Below are 23,744 nucleotides of genomic sequence, written 5' to 3'. Positions count from 1 at the left end.
AGCAGCAAGCCCGTCGCTTCAGCGACGGGTAGTTGACGTGGCTGTGCTGCCGCCTCGGCGGGCCCGGGTGCGAGGTCCGCCGAAGCTTGCGGGCGGGCCGCAGTCCGGGGCGCCGCCCAGCAGAATCCCGCCGAGGAGGGCCCCGCCGACGCCCAGTTCGCGCTCCGCGGCCCCGGCGACCGGGTTGCCGTGCACACGGACGTCCTGCTCGGCGAGTGCGTGGGCGTGCCGGGCGAGGGTGTCGGCCGTGACGCGATCGCCGGTCATGGTGCGCGCGGCCGCCGGCATTCGCCCCAGGCCAGGCGCACGCCGCTGGTCCACGCCGGCCCGCGCCCGCAGCCCGGCCGCCACCCGCTCCTCCGGCCCCGCCGCGAGCAACCGCACCGCCTCCGCCAGCCGCGTCCGCGCCTCACCGCCCACCGCACCCCGGTGCGTCACCACGAACCCGTCCGCAAGCCCGACCGACTCCCGCGCGGCGAGCAGGGCAGCCGCCGCCAGAACCCCCACCCGCCCCGACTCCACCGCCACAACCGCCCGCACGATCCGCCGCAGAGCATCGAGCGGATCGTACGACCCACCGACCACCTCTTCCCGTACGCCGGCCAGCACCCCGTCAGCATGCCGAATCCGCGCCCGCAACTCCCCGACACCCATCCCCGAAACCCCACCCACGGGCCCAACGGAACCCCCCGAAATCACCCCCGGCACGCTGCCGCCGGACGCCCCGCCCGCCCCGTAACCGGTTGACGTGCCCACCCCGCCCACCCCGCCCACCCCGCCCGCCTCGCCGCCGGTGGCCGAGCCCGGGCTGCCGGTTCCGACGTCGCTCCGCGTGCCTGGGCTGCCCGGTGCGTGTTCCCGCCTCCTGCCGCCCGCCCCGTGATCGGCCGGCGAGCTTGGCCCGCCCGCCTCACCGCCCTCCGCCTCGCCGTCACTCGGTGTGCTGCCGCCGCCTTCCCCGCCGCCCGGTGCCCCCGCCCCGTCGTCGGCGGGCGTGCCCACCCCGCCCGCCCCGCGCCCAGGCGCCCTGCCGACCTCGCCATCGGACGCCAAGCCCGGTCCGCTCGCCCCGTCATTCGCCCACGTACTGATGCCGACTGCCCAGCTGCCAGGCGTCCAGTCCGCCCCGTCGCCCGGCTCAGTCTCCGTCCCGCTCATGCCCCTGTCTCCGCCCGTTGGCTCCATCCCGGCCTCCGCTTCCGCCAGCCACCCCCGCGCCCCCGCAAGCTCCACCTCCGCGCCGGTGAGGGTGGCTGGGACGATGGTCGCGGCCTCGGTGAGGGACTGGGCCAGGCGGTCGGTGGTGTTGAGGAAGGCCGTGGCCTGGGCGATGGCGCTCTCGGCGGCGCGTAGGTGCTGTGCCGCGCGGTCGTTCTCGTCGGAGTCGGCGGCCTGGTGGGCCTCGTTGAGGCGGGACGTGGCGAAGACGAGGCGGTCCTTGGCCTGTTCGACGTGGCCGGTGACGGTGGCGGTCGCGGACGGGGCGTACCGCTTGCCGAGGTCCGCGAGGGTGGCCTGCACGGCAGCCGTGCGGGACGTCAGTTCCCGGAACCGGGTCTCCGCGACCTCCAGCGCCTCGCCCACACCCCGCTCCAGGCCACGCAGTTGATCGAACCCGGCCGCCTCCGCGTCCAGCCGCCGCCCCGCCTCCTGGCACCGCCCGACGATCCCGGCGAGCGCATGCCGCCGGGACGCACCGTCGGCCGGGACTCCGTCGTCGTACTGCTGCCGCATCCGGAAGGCGGCGGACAGTTCACCCTCCGCGTCCCGCACGGCCCGCGCGAAGGGCGCAACGGCCGCCGTACCGAACAGTGCCTCCGCGAACCCCAGTTCCTCACGGCTGGTGCGGACCCAGTCATCGGCCTCGACCAGCAACGCCCGGGCCTGCTCGTCGAGTTCGGCGAGGGGCGGCGGCGGGACGACGACGGGAACGCCGCCGGGCGTCGTCCGTGTACGCGCCCGCCTTGTCCGCCGTAGATACGCGTACCCGGCCAGTCCGACCGCCGCACTGGCTGCAACGAGCGGCAGCACGAGGTCGGCGGTGGACGTCTCGTCCACTTCCTGCGATACCTGCACGACCGTCCCCGCCCGGGCCGCCGGAACCGGATCATCGGCACTGATCGTCATCCCCGGCAGCACAAACCACACCAGCCCGGTCGCACCGCCCAGCCCGGCACGCGCCACCCGCACGGCGGCACGCCGCTGCCGGTTCCGGATCAAGGATGACGTCACATTTCGGAGCGTATGACCGGGTATGCGGGCGCGCGAGCGGGGGACGTCGGGTGGGGTGGGGCTTCGATGGGGGAGGGGATACGGGATGGACGAACCGACGGCTGACGCAGAAGGCAAAGACGAACCGAAAGCCGCCGACGGTGAGAACCCCCCACAGGGGCCACCCGCACCCGACGACGAAAGCCGCACGGGTGGTGCGGGTGGGAACAAATGGCTCCGCCGGACCCGCCGCACCGTCCTAGCCGCCCTCCTGCTCATCCTCCTCCCCACCCTCACCGCCGAAGCAGCCCTCTACATCAACCACACCGGCGACATGGCCCCCGGCACCCACACCCGCAACCGCGACGCGATCTGGCTCGGCCACGCCTGGGTGGACGGCCGTAAGAAGGATGCCGACGTGACCGCACTCGCCCGGCAACTCGACACCACCGGCATCAGGGACCTCTACGTCCACGCGGGCCCCCTGGAACACGACGGAACGCTGCCGGAGTCGTCGTATCCGAGGGCCCGTTGGTTCATCGACGCGGTGCACCAGGAGATGCCCGGCATCCGGGTGCAGGCCTGGCTCGGTGACGTGCTGGCCACCGAGAGCCCGGGCGGCATGCGGCTGGAGCGGCCGGAGACGCGCGCGGCGGTCGTCGGCTCGACCCGTCAGATCCTCGCGGCCGGCTTCGACGGCGTCCACTTCGACCTGGAGCCCCTCCACTCGGACGACGGCGACTACCTCACGCTCCTCGACGCCCTGCACCGCGTCACGAGCGCCCAGAATGCGCCACTCTCCGTCGCCGCCCACCAGATCGACCCGCTCCCCGGCTTCCACTCCTTCTGGGGCACGACCACCGGCCACCCGAAGTGGTGGTCGCAGAAGTTCTTCGGCCAGGTGGCCCGCCGCGTCGACCAGATCGCCGTCATGTCGTACGACACCATGCAGCCGCTGGAGAGCACCTACGGCGGCTATGTCGCCCAGCAGGCCTCTCTCGCTCTGGAGGTCACCCCGCCCACCACCGACCTCCTGATGGGCTTGCCGTTCTTCCACGAGAACCGGTTCGGACACTGGGCGCACGCCGAGACCGCGCCCGCCGCCGTCCGCGGTGTCCGCCTCGGTCTGTCCCGCACGGACGCGGACCGCCGCAACTTCGGTGTGGCGCTCTACGTCGACTTCGCGGCGACCGCGGATGACTGGACGGCGTACCGGGTTGCCTGGGTCAACAAGCCTTGACCAGCATCTTCCTTCAACGTGACCGTTCCGTTATCGATTCGTCATGCGAACTTTCCCCACAGGGGTCCTTTAGTTTGTTGTGGACGTGCTGTGACCGCCCCTAGGGTCCACATCTCCTATCCCTGTGAGGTCGCACATTCATGCGAGCGCTAATCACCAGCAAGGCCGCCCGGCGCGCGCTGCGCCCGATCGCCGAACTCATCGACCAGCGCATCGAACGTCAAGTCCGCCGTGTGGTCCAGGAGTCCGCCCGGGCCGACGTGACGCAGGAGGAACTGAAGAAGCTGCGTAACCGTCAGCGGCCACTGGAGCTGTTCTTCGACGGGACCGGACGGGGCGCGTCGCGGCTGCCGTCGGCGCCTCATCTCAACCGCACCATCGCGGAGTTGGTGGAGGTGTCCGGCGTGGACAGGGATGCCGCCGAGCGCAATGTGGCCCAGGCGTTCCGGCTGCTCATCGCGTTGGAGGCGCTCGGCGTCGGCCGTATCGCGGGCGGCACGATGAACATCGTCGGCAAGCTGTCCGCCGTACCGCTCCTCGATCCGTCGAACGACGAGATCCTTGAAATCGGCACGTTGTACGGGATGTTCGGCGCCGCTCTCATCCGGATGATGGAGCGGGCCGGGCGTGCGCCCAGTCTGACCATCGTCGATCCGCTCGCCGGTACGCAGCTGCAGCCCGGCGCCACCATGGGCACCGACGCCTCCGGCACCCCGGTGAACGGCGCCGCCGTACGCACCAATCTGGCCCTCGCGGGCGCGGCCGGTGCCGCCGCCCGGATCCAGCAGGGCTTCTCGGAGGACCCCGAGGTGCGCGCCCTGGTCGCCGACCGCGCCTACGGAGTGGTCATCGTCGACGGTGACCACTCCGCCGCCGGTGTCGCCGCCGACCTGGAGTGGGCCGAGCAGATCGTCGCGCCCGGCGGCATCGTCGTACTCGACGATTTCGGGCACCCCAAGTGGCCCGGGATCAAGGAGGCTTTCGAGAAGCACATGACCACGGACACCCGGTTCACCTACCTGGGGCAGGTGGCCCACTCGGGGTATCTGCGCGCGGCCTCAGCCTGACGAGGGCCGTCGGCGGATCTTCGACCCCAGCCACACCAGGGGGTCGTACTTGCGGTCGACCGCGCGTTCCTTCAAGGGGATCAGCGCATTGTCCGTGATCTTGATGCCCTCGGGGCAGACCTCCGTGCAGCACTTGGTGATGTTGCAGTAGCCGAGACCGTGTTCGTCCTGGGCGGTGCGTTTGCGGTCCAGGCCGGACTCGGTGGCGGCGTCCAGCGGGTGCATGTCGAGCTCCGCGACCCGCATGAGGAAGCGGGGCCCGGCGAACGCCGTCTTGTTCTCCTCGTGGTCGCGGACGACATGGCAGGTGTCCTGGCACAGGAAGCACTCGATGCACTTGCGGAACTCCTGCGAGCGGTCCACGTCCTCCTGCATCATCCGGTACTCGCCCGGTCCGAGACCGTCGGGCGGTACGAAGGCGGGCACTTCGCGCGCCTTGGTGTAGTTGAAGCCGACGTCCGTGACGAGGTCGCGGACGACCGGGAAGGCGCGCAGGGGCGTGACCGTGATCGTCTCGTCCGGCGTGAAGACGGACATGCGCGTCATGCACAGCAGCCTCGGCCGGCCGTTGATCTCCGCCGAGCACGAACCGCACTTGCCCGCCTTGCAGTTCCAGCGGACGGCCAGGTCGGGCGCTTGCGTGGCCTGGAGGCGGTGGATGATGTCCAGGACCACCTCGCCCTCGTTGACCTCGACCTTGAAGTCCTCCAGGCCGCCGCCCTTGATGTCACCCCGCCACACCTTGAAGCGGGCCTCGTAGCTGCTCACTCGTAGAGCTCCTCTTCGGCGAGGTACTTGACCAGCTCCTCCTTGTCGAAGAGGGCGAGCAGGTCGGAGCGGATGGGTTCGGTGGTCTCGCGCAGCAGGTCGATCTGGCCGCGCACCGGGTCCGTGGCCGCCAACCCACCGGTGGGGTCGGCCAGTTGGCACAGCAGGTTGATGTTGCGCCACTTGCGGTCCATCGCCGGATGGTCCTCGCGGGTGTGGCCGCCGCGTGACTCCGTGCGCTCCAGCGCCGCCCGTGCCACGCATTCGCTGACCAGCAGCATGTTCCGCAGGTCCAGGGCGAGATGCCAGCCCGGGTTGAACTGGCGGTGCCCCTCGACACCGGCCCGCCGGGCCCGTACGCGCAACTCGGCGAGCTTGTCCAGCGCGTGCTGCATCTCGCCCTCGCGGCGGATGATGCCGACCAGGTCGTTCATGGTCTGCTGGAGTTCCTGGTGGAGGGTGTACGGGTTCTCCGGCGTGCCCTCTTCCGGGCCCTCCGCGGAGAACGGGCGCAGCGCCTCCGCCGCCGCCGCGTCGATCTGGACGTCGTCCACCGGCGGACGCTCGAAGGCATGCGCCGCCGCGTACTCCGCCGCGTGCCAGCCCGCCCGGCGTCCGAACACCAGCAGGTCGGAGAGCGAGTTGCCGCCCAGCCGGTTGGAGCCGTGCATACCGCCGGCCACCTCACCGGACGCGTACAGCCCCGGCACCCCGCGCGCGGCCGCCGTGTCGGACTCCACCGCGATGCCGCCCATCACGTAGTGACAGGTCGGCCCGACCTCCATCGCCTCCGCCGTGATGTCGACGTCGGCCAGCTCCTTGAACTGGTGGTACATGGACGGCAGCCGTCGCTTGATCACCTCGGCGGGCATCCGCGTCGACACGTCCAGGAACACGCCGCCGTGCGGGGAGCCGCGGCCGGCCTTGACCTCGGAGTTGATCGCACGGGCGACTTCGTCGCGCGGAAGCAGCTCGGGCGGGCGCCGGTTGTTGTCCGGGTCCTCGTACCAGCGGTCGCCCTCCTCCTCCGACTCGGCGTACTTCTCCTTGAAGACGTCGGGGATGTAGTCGAACATGAACCGCTTGCCGTCGGAGTTGCGCAGCACCCCTCCGTCGCCGCGCACCGACTCCGTGACGAGGATGCCCTTCACGGACGGCGGCCAGACCATGCCCGTCGGGTGGAACTGCACGAACTCCATGTTCAGCAGGGGTGCGCCCGCGAGCAATGCCAGTGCATGCCCGTCGCCCGTGTACTCCCACGAGTTCGACGTCACCTTGAAGGACTTGCCGATCCCGCCCGTCGCGATCACGACAGCGGGCGCTTCCAGGACGAAGAAGCGGCCGGTCTCACGGTCGTAGGCGAAGACTCCGGAGACTCGATTGCCGTCTTTCAAGACCCGGGTGACCGTGCACTCCTGGAAGACCTTCAGGCGTGACTCGTAGTCCCCCGTCTCCTTCTTGTCCTGCTGCTGCAAGGAGACGATCTTCTGCTGGAGCGTCCTGATCAGCTCCAGGCCGGTGCGGTCGCCGACGTGGGCGAGGCGCGGGTACTCGTGGCCGCCGAAGTTGCGCTGGGAGATCCGGCCGTCCTTCGTACGGTCGAACAGGGCGCCCCAGGTCTCCAGCTCCCACACGCGGTCCGGCGCCTCCTGGGCGTGCAGCTCGGCCATCCGCCACTGGTTGAGGAACTTGCCGCCGCGCAGGGTGTCACGGAAGTGCACCTGCCAGTTGTCGTGCGGGTTCGCGTTGGCCATCGCGGCGGCGATGCCGCCCTCCGCCATCACCGTGTGCGCCTTGCCGAACAGCGACTTGCAGATCACGGCCGTACGGGCGCCCCGCTCGCGCGCCTCGATCGCGGCCCTCAGGCCCGCGCCCCCGGCGCCGACCACGACGACGTCCCACTCCTGCCGGTCCACCACGGACATCAGAAAAACCTCGGATCGTCGAAGGCCCCGGACGCGACGAGATACACGTAGAAGTCGGCGAGCGCGACGCTCACCAACGACGCCCAGGCGAGCAGCATGTGACGGTTGTTCAGCTTCCCCACCCACTGCCACATGCGATAGCGCACGGGGTGCTTGGAGAAGTGCTTGAGCTTGCCGCCGACGATGTGCCGGCAGGAGTGGCAGGAGATCGTGTACGCCCAGATCAGCACGATGTTGACCAGGAAGACGAGCGTGCCGAGGCCCATGTGGCCCCACTCGTAGTTCTCGTCGCGGAAGGCGAGCACGGTGTCGTACGTCAGGATCCCGGCGACCAGGATCGCGGCGTAGAAGAAGTACCGGTGGATGTTCTGCAGGATCAGCGGGAAGCGGGTCTCACCGGAGTACTTCTTGTGCGGCTCCGCCACCGCGCAGGCCGGGGGCGAGGCCCAGAAGCCCCGGTAGTAGGCCTTGCGGTAGTAGTAGCAGGTCAGGCGGAAGCCGAGCGGGAAGATCAGGATGATGATCGCGGGGGAGATACCCCACCAGCTCCCGAAGATCTCCCAGTTGGGTCCGGCGTGCATCGGCTCGCAGCGCTCCGCCAGACAGGGGGAGTAGAACGGCGAGACATACGGCGCCGCGTAGTAGTGCGTGTCGGCGAAGGCCCGCCACGTCGAGTAGACGATGAACGCGAGCAGACCGGCCGTGGTGACGGCGGGCGCCAGCCACCAGCGGTCGGTCCGCAAATGCGGGGCGTCGATCGCGGCGCGCGTACGGGTGCGTACGCCGCCGCCGACGGGATGGGGTTCAGTTGTCGGTGGTTCCGTACCAGTGGCCAACTCAGGACTCCGGTCGGTTCGATCGGCTCGAACGGTTCGATCGGTTCGAGGGTTCAGGGGGCGTGGCGGTCACGGGCGCCGAGTCCCTCGTCGTCCGTGTCGATCCACAGAGCGTTGTCGTACGGGGTGTCGGGGATGGTGACGAGATCGGGGCGCTTGGGCGCCGCGGGGGCGGAGGCCGCCGCCTTCAGCAGCGCGGCGCTCTCACGCAGGTGATCGCAGTCGGTGCGGACCCGGCGGATGTCCAGCCCGCCGCTGCCCATCTGCTGTTCCAGGCGGCTGACGGACCTGGACAGGTCGTCGAGGCTGCGCTGGATGGACGTCAGTTCGTCGTGCACGGACATGACGTTTCCTCACTTCCGTAGGCCGGGCGGCCTTGGGCGGCAACGTTCATGCGCCTGCGAGTGTTGCGCGTCACACCTGCCGGTGGGAAGGCGTGTGCATCGATTGGCTGAGGTCCATTGGGCCGAGTGGGTGGGCTTCCATCCCCACGTCGCCGTGTCGCACCGCGTTGCCGAACCCTTTCCTCTTCAGTGGCCGCATACGTGTGATCAGCTCCATATACCGCCAAAAGTGATCATAACGCCCTGTGGCCCCCGGAGGTAAGAGATGTCCTACTCTCAGCTGCGTGTGGGCAGCGCCCCGCAGGGGCGCGGGGAACTGCGCGACCAGCCACGATGCGCCGGCAGACGATCGACGGCCGTTCGCAGCACCACCGCCCTCCTCAGCGCCGGCGCCCTCGCGCTGACCGGCTGCAGCTCCAAGGACCCGGCCGGCAAGCCGCTCGCCCGGCAGGACATCGTGCCCGCCGCCCGCGCCCAGGTCGCCGACGGCGGCACCCTGCGCTGGGCCGTGGACTCCGTACCGGAGACCCTGAACACCTTCCAGGCCGACGCCGACGCCACCACCAGCCGTGTCGCCCAGGCCGTGCTGCCATCGATGTTCCGGCTGGACGCGAAGGGGAGCCCGGAGATCAACCCGGGGTACCTGGAGTCCGCGAAGGTCGTCGACACCGAGCCCAAGCAGGTCGTCCTCTACAAGCTCAGCCAGCAGGCGGTGTGGAGCAACGGCCGGGAGATCGGCGCCGCCGACTTCGCTGCCCAGTGGCGTGCCCTGTCCGGGAAGGACAGCTCCTACTGGACCGCCCGCAACGCCGGCTACGACCGCATCGAGCGGATCCAGCGCGGCGCCAACGACCTCGAGGTCAAGGTCACCTTCGCCCGGCCCTACGCGGACTGGCGGTCGCTGTTCACACCGCTGTATCCGAAGGAGGTCATGGGCACGCCGGACTCCTTCAACGACGGAGCGCGGCGCAAGCTCAAGGTCACGGCGGGTCCCTTCCTGGTGAAGAAGATCGACCGCAAGGCCGACCGGATCACCCTCACCCGCAATCCGCGCTGGTGGGGACGGCCCGCCAAGCTCTCCCAGCTCGAGCTGCGTGCCGTACCGCGCGACGAGCGGGCCGACGAGCTGGCCGCGGGCAAGCTGGACCTGGCCGAGATCGAGCCCGGCCTGGCGCACCGCATCGTCCTCGCGGCCCGTCCGCAGGGCACCGCCACCCCGCTCCAGGGCCCCGACGGCTCGGACGACGCGGCGGCCCTGCGCGGCTTCGAGGTCCGTAAGTCCTTCGAGCCCGCCTACACCCAGCTCGCCCTCAACGGCGCCGACGGCCCGCTCGCCGACGAGCGCGTCCGCCGCGCAGTGGCCCGCGCCCTCGACCGCGAGGAACTGGCCAAGGCCGTCCTCAAGCCGCTGGGCCTGCCCGCCGTCCCCGTCGGCAGCCACCTCGCCCTCTCCGGCCAGCCCGCCTACGCCGACAACAGCGACGCCCTCGGCGGCCAGGACACCAAGGAGGCCCAGGCGCTGCTCGCGGACGCCGGGTGGGTGCGGGGCGGTCCCGTCACGGAGCCGCAGGAGAAGGGCGAGAAGGCGGCCGGCTCCAAGGGAAGGAAGTCCGAGGACGAGTCGCAGGGCGGCGACGACGGGACGTACATCGTCGGCGACGACAACAAGGCGCGGGCGGCGGACCACAAGGCGCCGGGCGAGGCCGACCGGGAGAAGAAGCAGCCCGAGAAGCGCAAGGAGCACTTCGCCCAGGACGGCGGACAGCAGCTGAAGCAGGGCGGTGCGCCCGGCGCGTACGCCCCCATGGGCACCGCCGCTCCCGCCGTCGCGCCGGCCGGCCCGCTCGCCAAGAACGGCAAGCCGCTCACCTTGACCTTCGTCCTGCCGACGGGCGACGGCGCGGAGACCCTCCGCACGGTGGCCGACCGGATCCGGCGGATGCTGGACCGGGTGGGCATCCGTACGAAGCTGAAGAAGGTCTCCGACGACAGCTACTTCAAGGACCACATCGCCTCCGGCGAGTACGACCTCGCCCTCTACTCCTGGCCCTCCTCCGCCTTCCCCGCCACCGACGCCCGCCCCATCTACGCCAAGCCCGTCCCCGCCGCCGACGGCTCCCTCAACGTCGAGCAGAACTACACCCGCGTAGGCACCGACCAGGTCGACCAGCTCTTCGACCAGGCCCTCTCCACACTCGACGAGTCCGAGTCCCGCTCCCTGATCCGCAAGGCCGACTCCCGCATCTGGGCCACCGCCGCCTCCATCCCCCTCTACCAGCGCCCCCAACTGACAGCAGCGAAGAAGAACCTGGTCAACGCAGGCGCCTTCGGCTTCCAGACGCCGGGGTATGAGGACATGGGCTTCTTGAAGAAGGGGGCGAAGGCGTCGGCGAGCGCAAAGCCCCGCAGCTGAACGGCTCAGCATCGGGCACGCGGAAAGCTGGACCGTCCGCCTCGGTCGCGGGGCGGACTCGGTAGCCGCCAAAGGGGCCTGACCAGGAGTGGAGGCATTCCGCTGCTCAGGTCACACCGTCCCGCGGAGGCCCGCACCGTGGGACCCCCGTACGATGGGGTAAGGCCGTGGCATGTTCAGCCCGGCAGGGCCCGCGTGACACAGACGTACGCGTAGGCCGTCCTCACCACTCCGGGAGTACGCCACATCATGGCCACGCGCCACGACATCCGTAACGTAGCCATCGTCGCCCACGTCGACCACGGCAAGACGACCATCGTCGACGCCATGCTCAAGCAGGCCGGCTCCTTCGCCGCGCACGCCGCCGAGTCCCTCGACGACCGCATGATGGACTCGAACGACCTGGAGCGTGAGAAGGGCATCACGATCCTGGCCAAGAACACGGCCGTGAAGTACCACCCGAAGGCCGGCGGCGACGTCATCACCATCAACATCATCGACACCCCCGGCCACGCCGACTTCGGCGGCGAGGTCGAGCGCGGTCTGTCGATGGTGGACGGGGTCGTTCTTCTCGTCGACGCCTCCGAGGGGCCCCTCCCGCAGACCCGTTTCGTGCTGCGCAAGGCCCTGCAGGCCCGCCTCCCCGTCATCCTCTGCATCAACAAGACGGACCGGCCGGACGCCCGTATCGACGAGGTCGTCAACGAGACGTACGACCTCTTCCTCGACTTGGACGCGGACGAGGAGCAGATCGAGTTCCCGATCGTCTACGCCTGCGGCCGTGACGGCATCGCCTCGCTGACCAAGCCGGACAACGGCACGGTCCCGGCCGACTCCACCAGCCTGGAGCCGTTCTTCTCGACGATCCTGGACCACATCCCGGCGCCGACCTACGACGAGGCCGCCCCGCTCCAGGCCCACGTCACCAACCTCGACGCCGACAACTTCCTCGGCCGTATCGCGCTGCTCCGTGTCGAGCAGGGCGAGCTGCGGAAGGGCCAGACGGTCGCGTGGATCAAGCGTGACGGGAACATCAGCAACGTCCGCATCACCGAGCTGATGATGACCGAGGCGCTGACGCGGAAGCCGGCCGAGAAGGCCGGTCCCGGTGACATCTGCGCCGTCGCCGGTATCCCGGAGATCATGATCGGCGAGACCCTCGCCGACCCCGAGAACCCGATCCCGCTCCCGCTGATCACGGTCGACGAGCCCGCGATCTCCATGACCATCGGCACCAACACCTCGCCGCTGGTCGGCCGCGGCGGCACCGGCAAGGGCGCCGACAACAAGGCGGCCGTCAAGGACCGCAAGGTCACCGCCCGCCAGGTCAAGGACCGCCTCGACCGCGAGCTGATCGGTAACGTCTCGCTCCGCGTCCTCGACACCGAGCGTCCCGACGCCTGGGAGGTCCAGGGCCGTGGTGAGCTCGCGCTCGCCATCCTGGTCGAGCAGATGCGCCGCGAGGGCTTCGAGCTGACCATCGGCAAGCCGCAGGTCGTCACCAAGGACGTCGACGGCAAGACGTACGAGCCGGTCGAGCGCATGACCATCGACGTCCCCGAGGAGCACATGGGCGCGGTCACGCAGCTCATGGGCGTCCGCAAGGGCCGGATGGACAACATGTCCAACCACGGCTCGGGTTGGGTCCGCATGGAGTTCGTGGTCCCCTCCCGCGGTCTCATCGGGTTCCGGACCGAGTTCCTGACCCAGACCCGCGGCACCGGCATCGGCCACTCCATCCACGAGGGCTTCGAGCCCTGGTTCGGCACCCTGCAGACCCGTAACAACGGCTCGCTGGTCGCCGACCGCGCCGGTTCCGTCACCGCCTTCGCGATGACGAACCTCCAGGAGCGCGGCGTGCTGTTCACCGACCCGGGTACCGAGGTGTACGAGGGCATGATCGTCGGCGAGAACTCGCGCTCCGACGACATGGACGTGAACATCACCAAGGAGAAGAAGCTCACGAACATGCGGTCGTCCTCGGCCGACTCGTTCGAGGCGATCGTGCCACCCCGCAAGCTCTCCCTGGAGCAGTCCCTGGAGTTCTGCCGCGACGACGAGTGCGTCGAGGTCACCCCGGAGGCCGTGCGCATCCGCAAGGTGAACCTGGACGCCCGCGAGCGCGCCCGCGCCGCGAGCCGCGCCAAGCACGGCTGACCCTCCGCGTCGTACGACCGCGCCGGGCCCCTCCGCCAAGAGGAGCCCGGCGCGGTGGCGTTCGAGCGGACGTAGAGAGAAGACAGGCGTAAAGAGAAGACAGGCGTAGAGAAAAGACATAGGGAAAACCCTGCGTCTTCACTCAGGAAGCTCACAGGCCGCGTGAAACGGATTACCCTGCTGCCGACGCGCCTTCTCTCTCGTCCTGACGTCTCGTCAAGGGCCGCGCGTCCGGCCTCGCGGGCATGCCGATGGCACCCCGCGCATGGATCACCGTAGTCGCAACTGGTTTTCTCCTCCGGATCGTCCGGTATACGGACGCCTGCGACCGATAGATGTGTAACAAGTCCGTTTCGCAGGGATCTTTCGGCAAACCCTTTGTCCGGATTTTGGAAGATGTACGCACGAGGTGTGATCGAACCGAGACCTTGAGGGTGTGGTTCGTCCATCAGCCCATGGCAGATAGTTAGGCGCGTAGAGCTCGGATTGACGGGTCACGCGCTGCAGGCGGCGCCGACTCACGAGCCTGGGGGCACCTGACTATTTCCGGCACCGGTGACGGTGGCGTGTCGTGTGCTCCCCCTTGCGGTGAACCAATGGACTCATGAGGAGGAACCCATGCGTGGTGCCAAGAGCGCCAAGTGGGTCGCGATAGCCGCGGTTGTGGCGCTGGCCGCGACCGCCTGTGGTGGCAGTGACAGCGACAGCGGCGATGACAGCAACGCCGCGATCGATCCGAACGGCAAGTTCTCGATCGAGGTCGGCGAGCCGCAGAACCCGCTGCAGCCGGCCAACACCATGGAGTCCAACGGCAGCATCGTCACCAAGGCGCTGTTCACGGGTCTCGTGGACTACGACTCCACCGGCAAGATCGAGATGATGAACGCCCAGTCGGTCGACACCACCGACAACAAGACGTTCACGGTCAAGCTGAAGCCCGGCTGGAAGTTCCACGACGGCACCCCGGTGACCGCCGAGTCCTACGTCAAGGCGTGGAACTGGGCCGCCGCCCCGGCGAACAAGCAGACCAACAGCTTCTGGTTCTCCGACATCGACGGCTACGCCGATGTCGCGCCCGAGAAGGGCAAGGCGAAGGCCACGGAGATGAAGGGCCTGAAGGTCGTCGACGACAACACCTTCACCATCACCCTCTCCACCCCGCTGCCCTACTTCGTCTACAAGCTGGGCTACGAGGTCTTCTCGCCGCTGCCCGAGTCCTTCTTCAAGGACCCGAAGGCCGCCGGTGAGAAGCCGGTCGGCAACGGCCCCTACAAGTTCGTCAGCTGGGACCACAAGAAGCAGATCGAGGTCGCCCGCAACGACGACTACCAGGGTCCGAACAAGGCCAAGAACGGTGGTGTGATCTTCAAGAACTACACCAACCTGGAGACGGCCTACGAGGACCTGAAGTCCGGCAACGTCGACGTCCTGCGCCAGCTCGCCCCGCGCGACCTGCCCGTGTACAAGCAGGACCTCGGAGACCGCGCCGTCGACCAGGCCTACTCCGCGGTCCAGACGATCGCCCCGGCCTTCTACACCAAGCAGTGGAAGGGCATCGACCCGAAGGTCATCCAGGGCCTGTCGATGGCGATCGACCGCAAGACGATCACCACCACCGTGCTCCAGGGCACCCGCGAGCCCGCCACCGGCTGGGTCGCCAAGGGCGTCCTCGGCTACCAGCCGGACCTGGGCACGGACATCTTCACCTACGACCCGGCCAAGGCCAAGGCGCTCATCAAGGAGGGCGGCGGCGTTCCGGGCAACAAGATCTCCATCCAGTTCAACGCGGACGGCGGTCACAAGGAGTGGGTGGAGGCCGTCTGCGGCTCCATCACCAAGGCCACCGGCGTCGCCTGCACCGGCGACTCCAAGGCGGACTTCCAGGCCGACCTCGACGCGCGTGACGCGCAGGAGGTCAAGTCGATGTACCGCTCCGGCTGGGTGCTCGACTACCCGTTCAACGCGAACTTCCTGCGCGACCTGTTCGGCACCAACTCGTCCGGCAACCAGAGCGGCTTCTCCAACCCGGAGGTCGACAAGCTGATCAAGGAAGCCGACGCCGCCAAGACGCAGGACGAGTCGGAGAAGCTGTACCAGGAGCTCGAGAAGAAGCTCCCCGAGTACATGCCGAGCATTCCGCTCTGGTACTACAAGGTCAACGCGGGCTTCTCGGAGAAGGTCACCGGCGTCAAGTACGCCCAGGACGGAGACCCGATCCTGACCGGCGTTCAGGTCAAGAAGTAACCGCAACGACCGTTGTCCCGGGCGCGGCCTGACCCGCCCGGGGAACGGCAGCGGCCGGGGGGCCCTTTCCACCGCATCTTCAGGTGATGCGCGGGGAAAGGGCCCGTCGGCTGCCGCCGTGACTGACATGGAGGCACGATGGGGCGCTACGTCGCACGACGACTGCTCCAGATGATCCCGGTGTTCATCGGGACAACTCTGCTGATCTTCCTCATGGTCTACGCCCTGCCCGGTGACCCCGTGCGCGGGCTCTTCGGCGACAAGGCCGGCAGCCCGCAGGTCATCGCGGCGCTGAGACATGAGTACGGCCTGGACCAGCCGATCCTGGTGCAGTACTGGAATTACATGAAGGACATGATCCTGCATGGCGACTTCGGCACCCAGATCGCCAGCGGACGGCCCGTCACGGACGTACTGGGCGATGCCTTCCCGGTGACCTTCCGCCTCGCCTCGCTGGCCTTCGCCATCGAGGTCGTCCTGGGTATCGCCCTGGGCGTGGCCGCGGGTCTGCGCGCCGGGCGCTTCACCGACAACGCGGTCCTCGCGGTCGCCCTGCTGTTCATCTCGATCCCGGTCTTCGTGCTCGGTTTCATCTGCAAGCTGGTCTTCGCCGAGCAGCTGGGGTGGCTGGAACCGAACGTCAACGACTCGTCGGACTACGGTCAGTTGCTGATGCCGGCGATTGTGCTGGCGACCGCCTCACTGGCGTATGTGACGCGGCTGACCCGGACCTCGATCGCCGAGAACCGGCGTGCCGACTACGTCCGTACGGCGATCGCCAAGGGTCTGCCCAAGAGCCGTGTGGTGGGCGTCCACCTCATGCGCAACTCGATGATCCCCGTGATCACCTATCTGGGTACCGACATCGGTGCGCTGATGGGCGGCGCGGTCGTCACCGAGGGCCTGTTCAACATCCAGGGTGTCGGTCTCACGATCTATCAGTCGATCGTGCGCCGCGAGGGAACCACCCTGGTCGGCCTGGTGACGGTCCTGGTGCTCATCTACCTCCTCGCCAACCTGCTCGTCGACCTGCTCTACGCGGTCCTTGACCCGAGGATTCGCTATGCCTGATGTGACCAAGACCGACGTCAAGGACGGTGCGGTGAATCCGGCGGACCCCACGTATCCGGATCTGACGCCACAGTCCAAACCGGAGAAGACCCGCAGCCTGTGGGGCGACGCCTGGGCCGACCTGCGCCGCAGCTGGATTTTCATCATCTCCAGCGTGCTGATCTTCATCCTGCTGCTGATCACCTTCTTCCCGGGATGGTTCACCAGCGCACAGCCGTACCTCGGCGACCTGTCCAAGCACTACCTGCAGAAGCCCAAGCTGGGTGAGGTCGGTTCGGCCGACTGGCTCGGCTACGACCAGCAGGGCCGCAGCGTGTTCGCCCGTGTCATCTACGGCACCCGGGCCTCCATAGCTGTCGGTTTCGGCACCACCCTGGTCGTCACGCTGGTGGGCGGGACGGTCGGCATGATCGCCGGTTACTTCGGCGGCGTCGTCGACTCGATCCTGTCGCGGCTGACGGATGTGTTCTTCGGTATTCCGTTCCTGCTCGGCACCATGGTCTTCCTCAACTCCTTCGCGGAGCGCACGACCTGGATCGTCATCGGCGCACTGGGCTTCTTCGGCTGGACGCAGATCTCCCGGGTGATGCGCGGTGCGGTGATCACCACCAAGCAGTCCGACTACGTGCAGGCGGCCAAGGCCCTCGGCGCGAGCACTCCGCGGATCATGTTCCGGCACATCCTGCCGAACACCCTCGCCCCGGTGATCGTCGTCGCCACCATCTCGCTCGGCGTCTACATCACGGCCGAGGCGACGCTGTCCTTCCTGGGACTGGGGCTCAGCGGCGTCTCGTGGGGCAACGACATTTCCGACGGCGGCAACCAGATCCGCGTGGCCCAGTGGATCATGATTTACCCGTCGATCATGCTCAGCATCACGGTGCTGGCGTTCATCATGCTCGGTGAGGCCGTACGCAACGCCCTCGACCCGAAGATGCGCTGAGGGAGGCGTACGTGACCGTCATCGAAGAAACATCCGTGCCCTCGCCCCGCGACGGCGACGGCTCCCCGTTGCTCGAAGTGCGTGACCTGCACGTCGAGTTCCACACCCGCGAGGGCCTGGCCAAGGCCGTCAACGGCGTCAACTACAGCGTCAGCGCGGGCGAGACCCTCGCCGTGCTCGGCGAGTCCGGCTCCGGCAAGTCCGTGACCGCGCAGGCCATCATGGGCATCCTCGACATGCCTCCGGCGCGGATCCCGAAGGGCGAGATCCTCTTCCGCGGCCAGGACATGCTGACCATGTCGGGCGAGGAGCGCCGCAAGATCCGCGGACAGAAGATCGCCATGATCTTCCAGGACGCGCTCAGCTCGCTGAACCCGGTGCTCAGCGTCGGCTACCAGCTCGGTGAGATGTTCCGCGTCCACCAGGGCCTGTCCAAGAAGGACGCCAAGGCCAAGGCGATCGAGCTGATGGACCGGGTGAAGATCCCGGCCGCCGCGGCGCGGGTGGGCGACTACCCGCACCAGTTCTCCGGCGGTATGCGCCAGCGCATCATGATCGCCATGGCGCTTGCCCTGGAGCCGGACCTGATCATCGCCGACGAGCCGACCACGGCCCTCGACGTGACCGTTCAGGCCCAGGTCATGGATCTGCTCGCGGAGTTGCAGCGCGAGTACAACATGGGCCTGATCCTGATCACCCACGACCTCGGTGTGGTCGCCGACGTCGCGGACAAGATCGCCGTGATGTACGCGGGCCGGATCGTGGAGCGTGCCCCGGTGCACGAGCTGTACAAGCGCCCCGCGCACCCGTACACACGGGGTCTGCTGGACTCGATCCCGCGCCTGGACCAGAAGGGCCAGGAGCTCTACGCGATCAAGGGTCTGCCGCCCAACCTGCTGCGCATTCCGTCCGGTTGCGCCTTCAACCCGCGCTGCCCCAAGGCGACGGACCTGTGCCGTACGGAGATCCCGGACCTCAAGCCGGTCACCGAGCAGGACGGCACCGAACTGGTCGGCCGCGGTTCGGCCTGCCACTTCTGGAAGGAGACGATCCATGGCTGAGATCGGCAAGAAAGACGAGCCGCAGGACGCCACGCCGAACGTCTCCGAGGTGGAGACCGTGGCCGCCGACACCGAGTCGGAGGCCGTCGCGGCCATCGAGGCTCCGGTCGAACGCGGTGAGCCGATCCTCCAGGTGCGCAACCTGGTGAAGCACTTCCCGCTCACCCAGGGCATCCTGTTCAAGCGGCAGATCGGCGCCGTCAAGGCCGTCGACGGCATCTCCTTCGACCTGTACCAGGGCGAGACCCTGGGCATCGTGGGCGAGTCCGGCTGCGGCAAGTCCACGGTCGCCAAGCTCCTGATGAATCTGGAGAAGGCGACCGCCGGCGAGATCTTCTACAAGGGCCAGGACATCACCAGGCTGTCCGGCCGCGCGCTGAAGGCGGTCCGCCGGAACATCCAGATGGTGTTCCAGGACCCGTACACCTCGCTCAACCCGCGTATGACGGTCGGCGACATCATCGGGGAGCCCTTCGACATCCACCCCGAGGTGGCCCCGAAGGGCGACCGGCGCAAGCGCGTCCAGGACCTCTTGGACGTCGTAGGCCTGAACCCGGAGTACATCAACCGCTACCCGCACCAGTTCTCGGGCGGCCAGCGTCAGCGCATCGGCATCGCGAGGGGGTTGGCGCTCAACCCGGAGATCATCATCTGCGACGAGCCGGTGTCGGCCCTCGACGTGTCCGTCCAGGCGCAGGTCATCAACCTGATGGAGGGACTGCAGGACGAGTTCAACCTCTCCTACATCTTCATCGCGCACGACCTGTCGATCGTCCGGCACATCTCGGACCGGGTCGGGGTGATGTACCTCGGGAAGATGGCCGAGATCGGCACGGACGAGCAGATCTACGACCACCCGACGCACCCCTACACCCAGGCGCTGCTCTCCGCGGTCCCCGTCCCGGACCCGGACGCCCGCGACCACCGCGAGCGGATCATCCTGACCGGCGACGTCCCGTCCCCGGCCAACCCGCCCTCCGGCTGCCGCTTCCGCACCCGCTGCTGGAAGGCGCAGGACAAGTGCGCCGAGGAGGTCCCCCTCCTCGCCGTCCCCGAGCGGTTCCGCACCGAGGACACCCCGGCCGCCCACGAGTCGGCCTGCCACTTCGCTGAGGAGAAGGACGTCGTCCACGCGGCGTGACGAACCTCCACACCGGTTCCCGGCACCTCACACCAGGTGCCGGGAACCGGCATTTTCACGGGAGAGGCGGATGCTCCATCACATCGAGCTGTGGGTACCCGAGTTGCCGCGCGCGGTACGCGAGTGGGGCTGGCTGCTCGGCAGGCTCGGCTACGACCCGTACCAGGAATGGGAGCACGGCCGCAGCTGGCGGCACGGGGCGACGTATCTCGTCGTCGAGCAGTCGTCGGCCATGACCGACGGTGCGCACGACCGGATGCGTCCGGGGCTCAACCACCTCGCGTTCCACGCCGGAAGCCGGGATCAGGTCGACGCGCTCGCGGCCGAAGCCCCCGCCCACGGCTGGACGCCGCTCTTCGCGGACCGCTACCCGCATGCGGGCGGTCCGGAGCACTACGCGGCCTACCTCGCCAACACGGACGGGTTCGAGGTCGAGTTGGTGGCCATCACGTAGCGACCCGCGCCCGCGCCCAATGGCACGCCACCTGCGCCCCGCCACCCCCGTCGAGGATCTCCAGGTCCCGTGTTCGGCAGGCGTCCGCGACGCCCGCTGCCGCTGCCTCGCCGCCGGCCAGGATCTGGCAGCGGGCGTGGAAGCGGCAGCCGGAGGGGATGCGGGAGGGGTCGGGGGGTTCGCCGGTGAGGACCACCGGGGTGCCGGGGGACTCGGGGACCACCGACAACAGGGCTTGCGTGTACGGGTGTTGAGGTGCCGTCAGGACGTCCTCGACGGCGCCTGTCTCGACGATCCGGCCCAGGTACATCACCGCGACCCGGTCGGCGATGTTCCACGCCAGGCCGAGGTCGTGGGTCACCACCAGGGCCGCCAGGCCCAGTTCGTCGCGGAGCCGTAGGAGCAGGGCGAGGATCTCGCCGCGTACGGAGGCGTCGAGGGAGGCCACCGGTTCGTCCGCGATGATCAGCTCGGGGTCGAGGACCAGCGCTCCCGCGATCACCACGCGCTGCCGCTGGCCGCCGGACAATTCGTGCGGGTAGCGCAGGAAGAAGCGCTCGGGTGGGCGCAGTCCGGCGCGGGAGAGGGCCTGCGCCACCGCCTCCCGCTCGTCACCGTCGTAGCCGTGGATCCGCAGGCCCTCCGCCACCGCGTCGTACACGGTGTGCCGTGGGTTCAGCGAGCCGGACGGGTCCTGGAGCACCAACTGCACACGCCGGCGGTAGGACTTGAGCGCCCGGGAGGTGTACGACAGCGGCTCCCCGGCGAAACCGACGCGCCCCGCCGTCGGAGTCACCAGCCCGAGCAGCGCCCGCGCCAGCGTCGTCTTGCCGCACCCCGACTCGCCGACCAGCGCCACGATCTCCCCGGCCCGGATGTCGAGGTCGACCCCGTCCACGGCCCGGGCGGAAGCGGCACCGTGGCGGCCGGGGAAGGTGACGTGCAGGCCCTCGGCGGTGAGCAGGGGCGGGGATGTACTCGTCTTCACGTGCGGCTCCTCACGTCCGTCACATGCACACACGCCGCCCTCCGACCCTGCCCCGCTTCCCGCAGCACCTGGTCCTCCGACGCGCACTCCGCCAGTGCCACCCCGCACCGGGGATGGAACGCGCACCCGGAAGGGAGGTCCGAAGGATCCGGTGGGTCGCCCGCGAGGCCGCGTGGCGCGAACCGGGACGACGGGTCGCCGATGCGTGGGAACGCGGAGGACAGGGCCTCGGCGTACGGGTGGCGCGCGTTCTCGTAGACCTCCTGGGCCGGCCCCTCCTCGACGACGCGGCCCGCGTACATCACGGCGAGCCGGTCGCAGGTGTCGGCGAGGACGGCCAGGTCGTGGCTGATCATGATGAGGCCGAGGTCCTGTTCGGCGACGAGGCCCTCGATGAGCCGCAGGATCTGCGCCTGGATCATCACGTCGAGGGCGGTGGTCGGCTCGTCGGCGACGACCAGCAGGGGGTCGCAGGCCAGGGCCATGGCGATCATCACGCGCTGCCGTTGGCCACCCGAGAGCTCGTGCGGGTACGCCCTCGCCCGGGCCGCCGGAAGGCCCACGTGCTCCAGCAGCTCACCCGTCCTCTTCCGCGCCGCCGCCGCCGTACCGCCGCCGTGCAGCAGGATCGGCTCGGCGATCTGGTCGCCGATGCGGTGGACGGCGTTGAGGGAGTGCATCGCCCCCTGGAAGACGATCGAGGCGCCCGCCCAGCGCACGGCCCGCACGCGCCCCCACTTCATGGTGAGCACGTCCTCACCATCCAGCAGTACCGATCCGCCGATCCTGGTCCCGGCCGGCAGCAGCCTCAGCAGCGCCAGCGCCAGCGTCGACTTCCCGCACCCGGACTCGCCCGCGATGCCGAGCTTCTGCCCGGCGGCCACCGTCAGGTCGACGCCCCGCACCGCGGCCGCCCCGCCGGGGTAGGTCACCTCCAGGTTCCGGACCTCCAGCAGCGTCAACGGGACACCCCCAGCCTCGGGTTGAGCACGGTCTCCACCGCGCGCCCGCACAGCGTGAACGCCAGCGCGACCACCGCGATCGCGATGCCCGGCGGCACCAGGTACCACCAGTCGCCGGAGCTGACCGCGCCGGCCTCACGCGCCTCCTGGAGCATGCCGCCCCAGGACACAACCGTCGGATCGCCCAGGCCCAGGAAGGCGAGTGTGGCCTCGGCGAGGATGGAGGTGGAGATCATCAAGGTCGTCTGGGCCAGGATCAGTGGCATCACGTTCGGCAGGACGTGCCTCGACATGATGTGCCAGTGCCCGCCGCCGAGCGCCTTCGCGCGTTCGATGTACGGCCGTGATTCGACGGCCAGGGTCTGCGCCCGCACCAGCCTCGCCGTCGTCGGCCAGATCGTCACGCCGATCGCCAGCACGACCGTACCCAGCGACCGGGACATCACCGTGGCCAGCGCGATCGCCAGGACCAGGGTCGGCATCACCAGGAACCAGTCCGTGATCCGCATGACCACGGTGGCGTACGGTCCGCGGAAGTGCCCGGCCGTGATGCCGACCAGCCCGCCGATCAGCACCGACAGCACCGCCGCCAGCAGGCCCACCAGCAGTGAGACGCGCGAGCCCCACACCAGCAGGCCCAGCAGATCGCGCCCGAACCGGTCGGTGCCCAGCGGGAATTCGGCGCTCGGGCTCTCCATCGGGTTGCCCGGCGCGTCCGTCACGCTCGCGACGTCGGAGCCGACCGTCAGCGGCGCGGTCAGCGCGACCAGCACGAAGAGGGCGAGGGCGGCCATGCCCACCAGGCCCGCGCGGTGCGTGCGGTACTGCTTCCAGAAGCGGGCGGCGGAGTCCCGGCGCCGCTGCCAGGCAAGCGTCGCAGCCGTCGTCATCGGCCCACCCTCGGGTCGAGCAGCGGATAGATCAGGTCGGCCAGCGTGTTCATCACGATCACCGCCGCCGCGAAGACGAAGAACAGGCCCTGGACCAGGGGGAGATCGGGCACGCTCAGCGCCTGGTAGAAGAGCCCGCCCAGGCCCGGCCACGAGAACACGGTCTCCACCAGGATCACGCCCGCGACCGTCCGGCCCAGGTTCACGAAGATCAGCGTCACCGTCGGCAGCATCGCGTTGGGCACGGCATGCCGCCGCCGGACCAGGTCGTCCCTCAGGCCCTTGGCACGCGCGGTCGTCAGATAGTCGCTGCCCATCTCGTCCAGCAGCGCCGAGCGGGTGACGAGCAGCGTCTGGCCGTACTCGACCGCGACCAGGGTGATCACCGGCAGTACGAGATGGTGGGCGACGTCGATGACGTACGCGAAGCCCTCCTCGCTCCCCGACTCCATGCCGCCGGTCGGGAACAGGCCCGGGATCGGGCCGATGCCCACCGCGAACACGATGATGAGCAGCAGCCCGAGCCAGAAGGACGGGATGGAGTACAGGGTCAGCGCCAGGCCGGTGTTCAGACGGTCGCCGAGCCCGCCGTGCCGCCAGGCCGAGCGGGTGCCGAGGAAGATGCCCAGCACCGTGTAGAGGACGAATGCCGTACCGGTGAGGATCAGCGTGTTCGGCAGCGCCTCGGTGATCTTGTCGATCACCGGGGCCCGGAACTGGTACGACGTGCCCAGGTCGCCGGTGAGCGCCTTGCCGCAGTAGTCGAGGAACTGCTCCCACATCGGCAGGTCGAGGCCGAACTCGCGGCGGTACGCGGCCAGTTGCTCGTTCGACACCTGACGGCCGCCGGTCATGTACTTCACCGGGTCACCGGGGATCAGCCGGAACAGGAAGAAGCTGGTGACCAGGACGGCGAAGAGCGAGACGACGGCGCCGCCGACCTTGCCCGCCCCGTAGCGGAGATACCCCGTGCCCGGGCGTTCGGTCTTCTTCGGCGCCGCCGCGGCGGCCGTGTCAGTGGCCATGGAC

At 69.1% G+C, this 23,744-nt stretch carries 19 protein-coding genes; 10 read left to right on the top strand and 9 right to left on the bottom strand.

What is annotated here, in order from left to right; all coding sequences use genetic code 11:
* Window positions 1-18: 18 nt before the first annotated feature.
* Window positions 19-2,232, bottom strand: a complete 2,214-nt coding sequence (locus OG828_RS18315; protein ID WP_328501724.1) for a hypothetical protein — start codon at window positions 2,230-2,232, stop codon at window positions 19-21.
* Window positions 2,233-2,317: 85 nt separating this feature from the next.
* Between OG828_RS18315 and OG828_RS18310 the strand changes: the two genes are divergently transcribed.
* Together OG828_RS18310 and OG828_RS18305 are read left to right on the top strand one after the other, a co-directional pair.
* Window positions 2,318-3,451 carry a hypothetical protein gene (locus tag OG828_RS18310; protein WP_328501723.1) on the top strand — a complete coding sequence of 378 codons (1,134 nt, stop codon included), beginning with the start codon at window positions 2,318-2,320 and terminating at the stop codon, window positions 3,449-3,451.
* Between the two features lie 140 nt (window positions 3,452-3,591).
* Window positions 3,592-4,518 carry a class I SAM-dependent methyltransferase gene (locus OG828_RS18305; protein ID WP_328438708.1) on the top strand — a complete coding sequence of 309 codons (927 nt, stop codon included), beginning with the start codon at window positions 3,592-3,594 and terminating at the stop codon, window positions 4,516-4,518.
* Here the strand turns inward: OG828_RS18305 and OG828_RS18300 are convergent.
* From OG828_RS18300 to OG828_RS18285, 4 genes are read right to left on the bottom strand one after another with little or no spacing between them, the layout of a single operon-like run.
* Complete coding sequence (locus OG828_RS18300; RefSeq protein WP_328357563.1) at window positions 4,510-5,286, bottom strand: succinate dehydrogenase/fumarate reductase iron-sulfur subunit; 777 nt, start codon at window positions 5,284-5,286, stop codon at window positions 4,510-4,512. The two genes, OG828_RS18305 and OG828_RS18300, sit on opposite strands and share 9 nt — an antisense overlap.
* On the bottom strand, window positions 5,283-7,211 hold the full coding sequence (locus tag OG828_RS18295) for a fumarate reductase/succinate dehydrogenase flavoprotein subunit (protein WP_328501722.1): 1,929 nt from the start codon (window positions 7,209-7,211) through the stop codon (window positions 5,283-5,285). Before OG828_RS18295 ends, OG828_RS18300 begins: the two co-directional genes overlap by 4 nt.
* Window positions 7,211-8,047 carry a hypothetical protein gene (locus OG828_RS18290; RefSeq protein WP_328357557.1) on the bottom strand — a complete coding sequence of 279 codons (837 nt, stop codon included), beginning with the start codon at window positions 8,045-8,047 and terminating at the stop codon, window positions 7,211-7,213. Before OG828_RS18290 ends, OG828_RS18295 begins: the two co-directional genes overlap by 1 nt.
* A 53-nt stretch (window positions 8,048-8,100) precedes the next feature.
* Window positions 8,101-8,391 carry a hypothetical protein gene (locus tag OG828_RS18285; RefSeq protein ID WP_328357554.1) on the bottom strand — a complete coding sequence of 97 codons (291 nt, stop codon included), beginning with the start codon at window positions 8,389-8,391 and terminating at the stop codon, window positions 8,101-8,103.
* Between the two features lie 265 nt (window positions 8,392-8,656).
* Here OG828_RS18285 and OG828_RS18280 point away from each other — a divergent pair, with 265 nt between their 5' ends.
* The 8 genes from OG828_RS18280 (at window position 8,657) to OG828_RS18245 (ending at window position 19,875) form a co-directional block, all read left to right on the top strand.
* The gene (locus OG828_RS18280; RefSeq protein ID WP_328501721.1) at window positions 8,657-10,804 is read left to right on the top strand and encodes an ABC transporter family substrate-binding protein; all 2,148 of its coding nucleotides are present in this window, start codon (window positions 8,657-8,659) and stop codon (window positions 10,802-10,804) included.
* 249 nt (window positions 10,805-11,053) lie between these two features.
* A complete protein-coding gene (typA, locus tag OG828_RS18275; RefSeq protein WP_328357548.1) occupies window positions 11,054-12,961 on the top strand; it encodes a translational GTPase TypA in 1,908 nt (635 codons plus the stop codon).
* A gap of 618 nt (window positions 12,962-13,579) precedes the next feature.
* Entirely contained in the window at window positions 13,580-15,205 is a 1,626-nt protein-coding gene (locus OG828_RS18270; RefSeq protein ID WP_328501720.1) for a peptide ABC transporter substrate-binding protein, read from the top strand.
* A 138-nt stretch (window positions 15,206-15,343) separates the two neighbouring features.
* Entirely contained in the window at window positions 15,344-16,276 is a 933-nt protein-coding gene (locus OG828_RS18265) for an ABC transporter permease (RefSeq protein ID WP_328438703.1), read from the top strand.
* Complete coding sequence (locus OG828_RS18260; protein ID WP_328501719.1) at window positions 16,269-17,219, top strand: ABC transporter permease; 951 nt, start codon at window positions 16,269-16,271, stop codon at window positions 17,217-17,219. The genes OG828_RS18265 and OG828_RS18260 overlap by 8 nt, the downstream gene beginning before the upstream one ends.
* Window positions 17,220-17,230: 11 nt before the next feature.
* Window positions 17,231-18,280: an ABC transporter ATP-binding protein gene (locus OG828_RS18255; protein WP_210577176.1), complete on the top strand. Its 1,050-nt coding sequence runs from the start codon at window positions 17,231-17,233 to the stop codon at window positions 18,278-18,280.
* Window positions 18,273-19,421, top strand: a complete 1,149-nt coding sequence (locus OG828_RS18250) for an ABC transporter ATP-binding protein (RefSeq protein ID WP_328357533.1) — start codon at window positions 18,273-18,275, stop codon at window positions 19,419-19,421. Before OG828_RS18255 ends, OG828_RS18250 begins: the two co-directional genes overlap by 8 nt.
* 70 nt (window positions 19,422-19,491) lie before the next feature.
* A complete protein-coding gene (locus tag OG828_RS18245) occupies window positions 19,492-19,875 on the top strand; it encodes a VOC family protein (protein ID WP_328501718.1) in 384 nt (127 codons plus the stop codon).
* Here OG828_RS18245 and OG828_RS18240 read toward each other — a convergent pair.
* The 4 genes from OG828_RS18240 to OG828_RS18225 are packed head-to-tail and all read right to left on the bottom strand — an operon-like array spanning window position 19,868 to window position 23,740.
* Entirely contained in the window at window positions 19,868-20,896 is a 1,029-nt protein-coding gene (locus OG828_RS18240; RefSeq protein ID WP_443062413.1) for an oligopeptide/dipeptide ABC transporter ATP-binding protein, read from the bottom strand. The two genes, OG828_RS18245 and OG828_RS18240, sit on opposite strands and share 8 nt — an antisense overlap.
* Window positions 20,860-21,825, bottom strand: coding sequence for an ABC transporter ATP-binding protein (locus OG828_RS18235; RefSeq protein ID WP_328501716.1), 966 nt, complete (start codon window positions 21,823-21,825; stop codon window positions 20,860-20,862). Before OG828_RS18235 ends, OG828_RS18240 begins: the two co-directional genes overlap by 37 nt.
* A complete protein-coding gene (locus OG828_RS18230) occupies window positions 21,822-22,715 on the bottom strand; it encodes an ABC transporter permease (RefSeq protein WP_328438698.1) in 894 nt (297 codons plus the stop codon). Before OG828_RS18230 ends, OG828_RS18235 begins: the two co-directional genes overlap by 4 nt.
* Window positions 22,712-23,740, bottom strand: coding sequence for an ABC transporter permease (locus OG828_RS18225; RefSeq protein WP_328438697.1), 1,029 nt, complete (start codon window positions 23,738-23,740; stop codon window positions 22,712-22,714). The genes OG828_RS18230 and OG828_RS18225 overlap by 4 nt, the downstream gene beginning before the upstream one ends.
* Window positions 23,741-23,744: the final 4 nt, after the last annotated feature.

Origin of the sequence: Streptomyces sp. NBC_00457 (assembly GCF_036014015.1) — a bacterium.
Lineage (GTDB): Bacteria > Actinomycetota > Actinomycetes > Streptomycetales > Streptomycetaceae > Streptomyces.
Note: the sequence above shows the minus strand (reverse complement) of the source record. Positions and strands in the feature narration are given on the sequence as shown.

Bases quoted from the DNA above. Each gene is read 5' to 3' on its own strand.
- OG828_RS18310 (WP_328501723.1), top strand. From the start codon at position 2,318: ATGGACGAACCGACGGCTGACGCAGAAGGCAAAGACGAACCGAAAGCC.
- OG828_RS18305 (WP_328438708.1), top strand. From the start codon at position 3,592: ATGCGAGCGCTAATCACCAGCAAGGCCGCCCGGCGCGCGCTGCGCCCG.
- OG828_RS18295 (WP_328501722.1), bottom strand. From the start codon at position 7,211: ATGTCCGTGGTGGACCGGCAGGAGTGGGACGTCGTCGTGGTCGGCGCC.
- OG828_RS18285 (WP_328357554.1), bottom strand. From the start codon at position 8,391: ATGTCCGTGCACGACGAACTGACGTCCATCCAGCGCAGCCTCGACGAC.
- OG828_RS18280 (WP_328501721.1), top strand. From the start codon at position 8,657: ATGTCCTACTCTCAGCTGCGTGTGGGCAGCGCCCCGCAGGGGCGCGGG.
- typA (WP_328357548.1), top strand. From the start codon at position 11,054: ATGGCCACGCGCCACGACATCCGTAACGTAGCCATCGTCGCCCACGTC.
- OG828_RS18270 (WP_328501720.1), top strand. From the start codon at position 13,580: ATGCGTGGTGCCAAGAGCGCCAAGTGGGTCGCGATAGCCGCGGTTGTG.
- OG828_RS18265 (WP_328438703.1), top strand. From the start codon at position 15,344: ATGGGGCGCTACGTCGCACGACGACTGCTCCAGATGATCCCGGTGTTC.
- OG828_RS18260 (WP_328501719.1), top strand. From the start codon at position 16,269: ATGCCTGATGTGACCAAGACCGACGTCAAGGACGGTGCGGTGAATCCG.
- OG828_RS18250 (WP_328357533.1), top strand. From the start codon at position 18,273: ATGGCTGAGATCGGCAAGAAAGACGAGCCGCAGGACGCCACGCCGAAC.
- OG828_RS18245 (WP_328501718.1), top strand. From the start codon at position 19,492: ATGCTCCATCACATCGAGCTGTGGGTACCCGAGTTGCCGCGCGCGGTA.
- OG828_RS18230 (WP_328438698.1), bottom strand. From the start codon at position 22,715: ATGACGACGGCTGCGACGCTTGCCTGGCAGCGGCGCCGGGACTCCGCC.
- OG828_RS18225 (WP_328438697.1), bottom strand. From the start codon at position 23,740: ATGGCCACTGACACGGCCGCCGCGGCGGCGCCGAAGAAGACCGAACGC.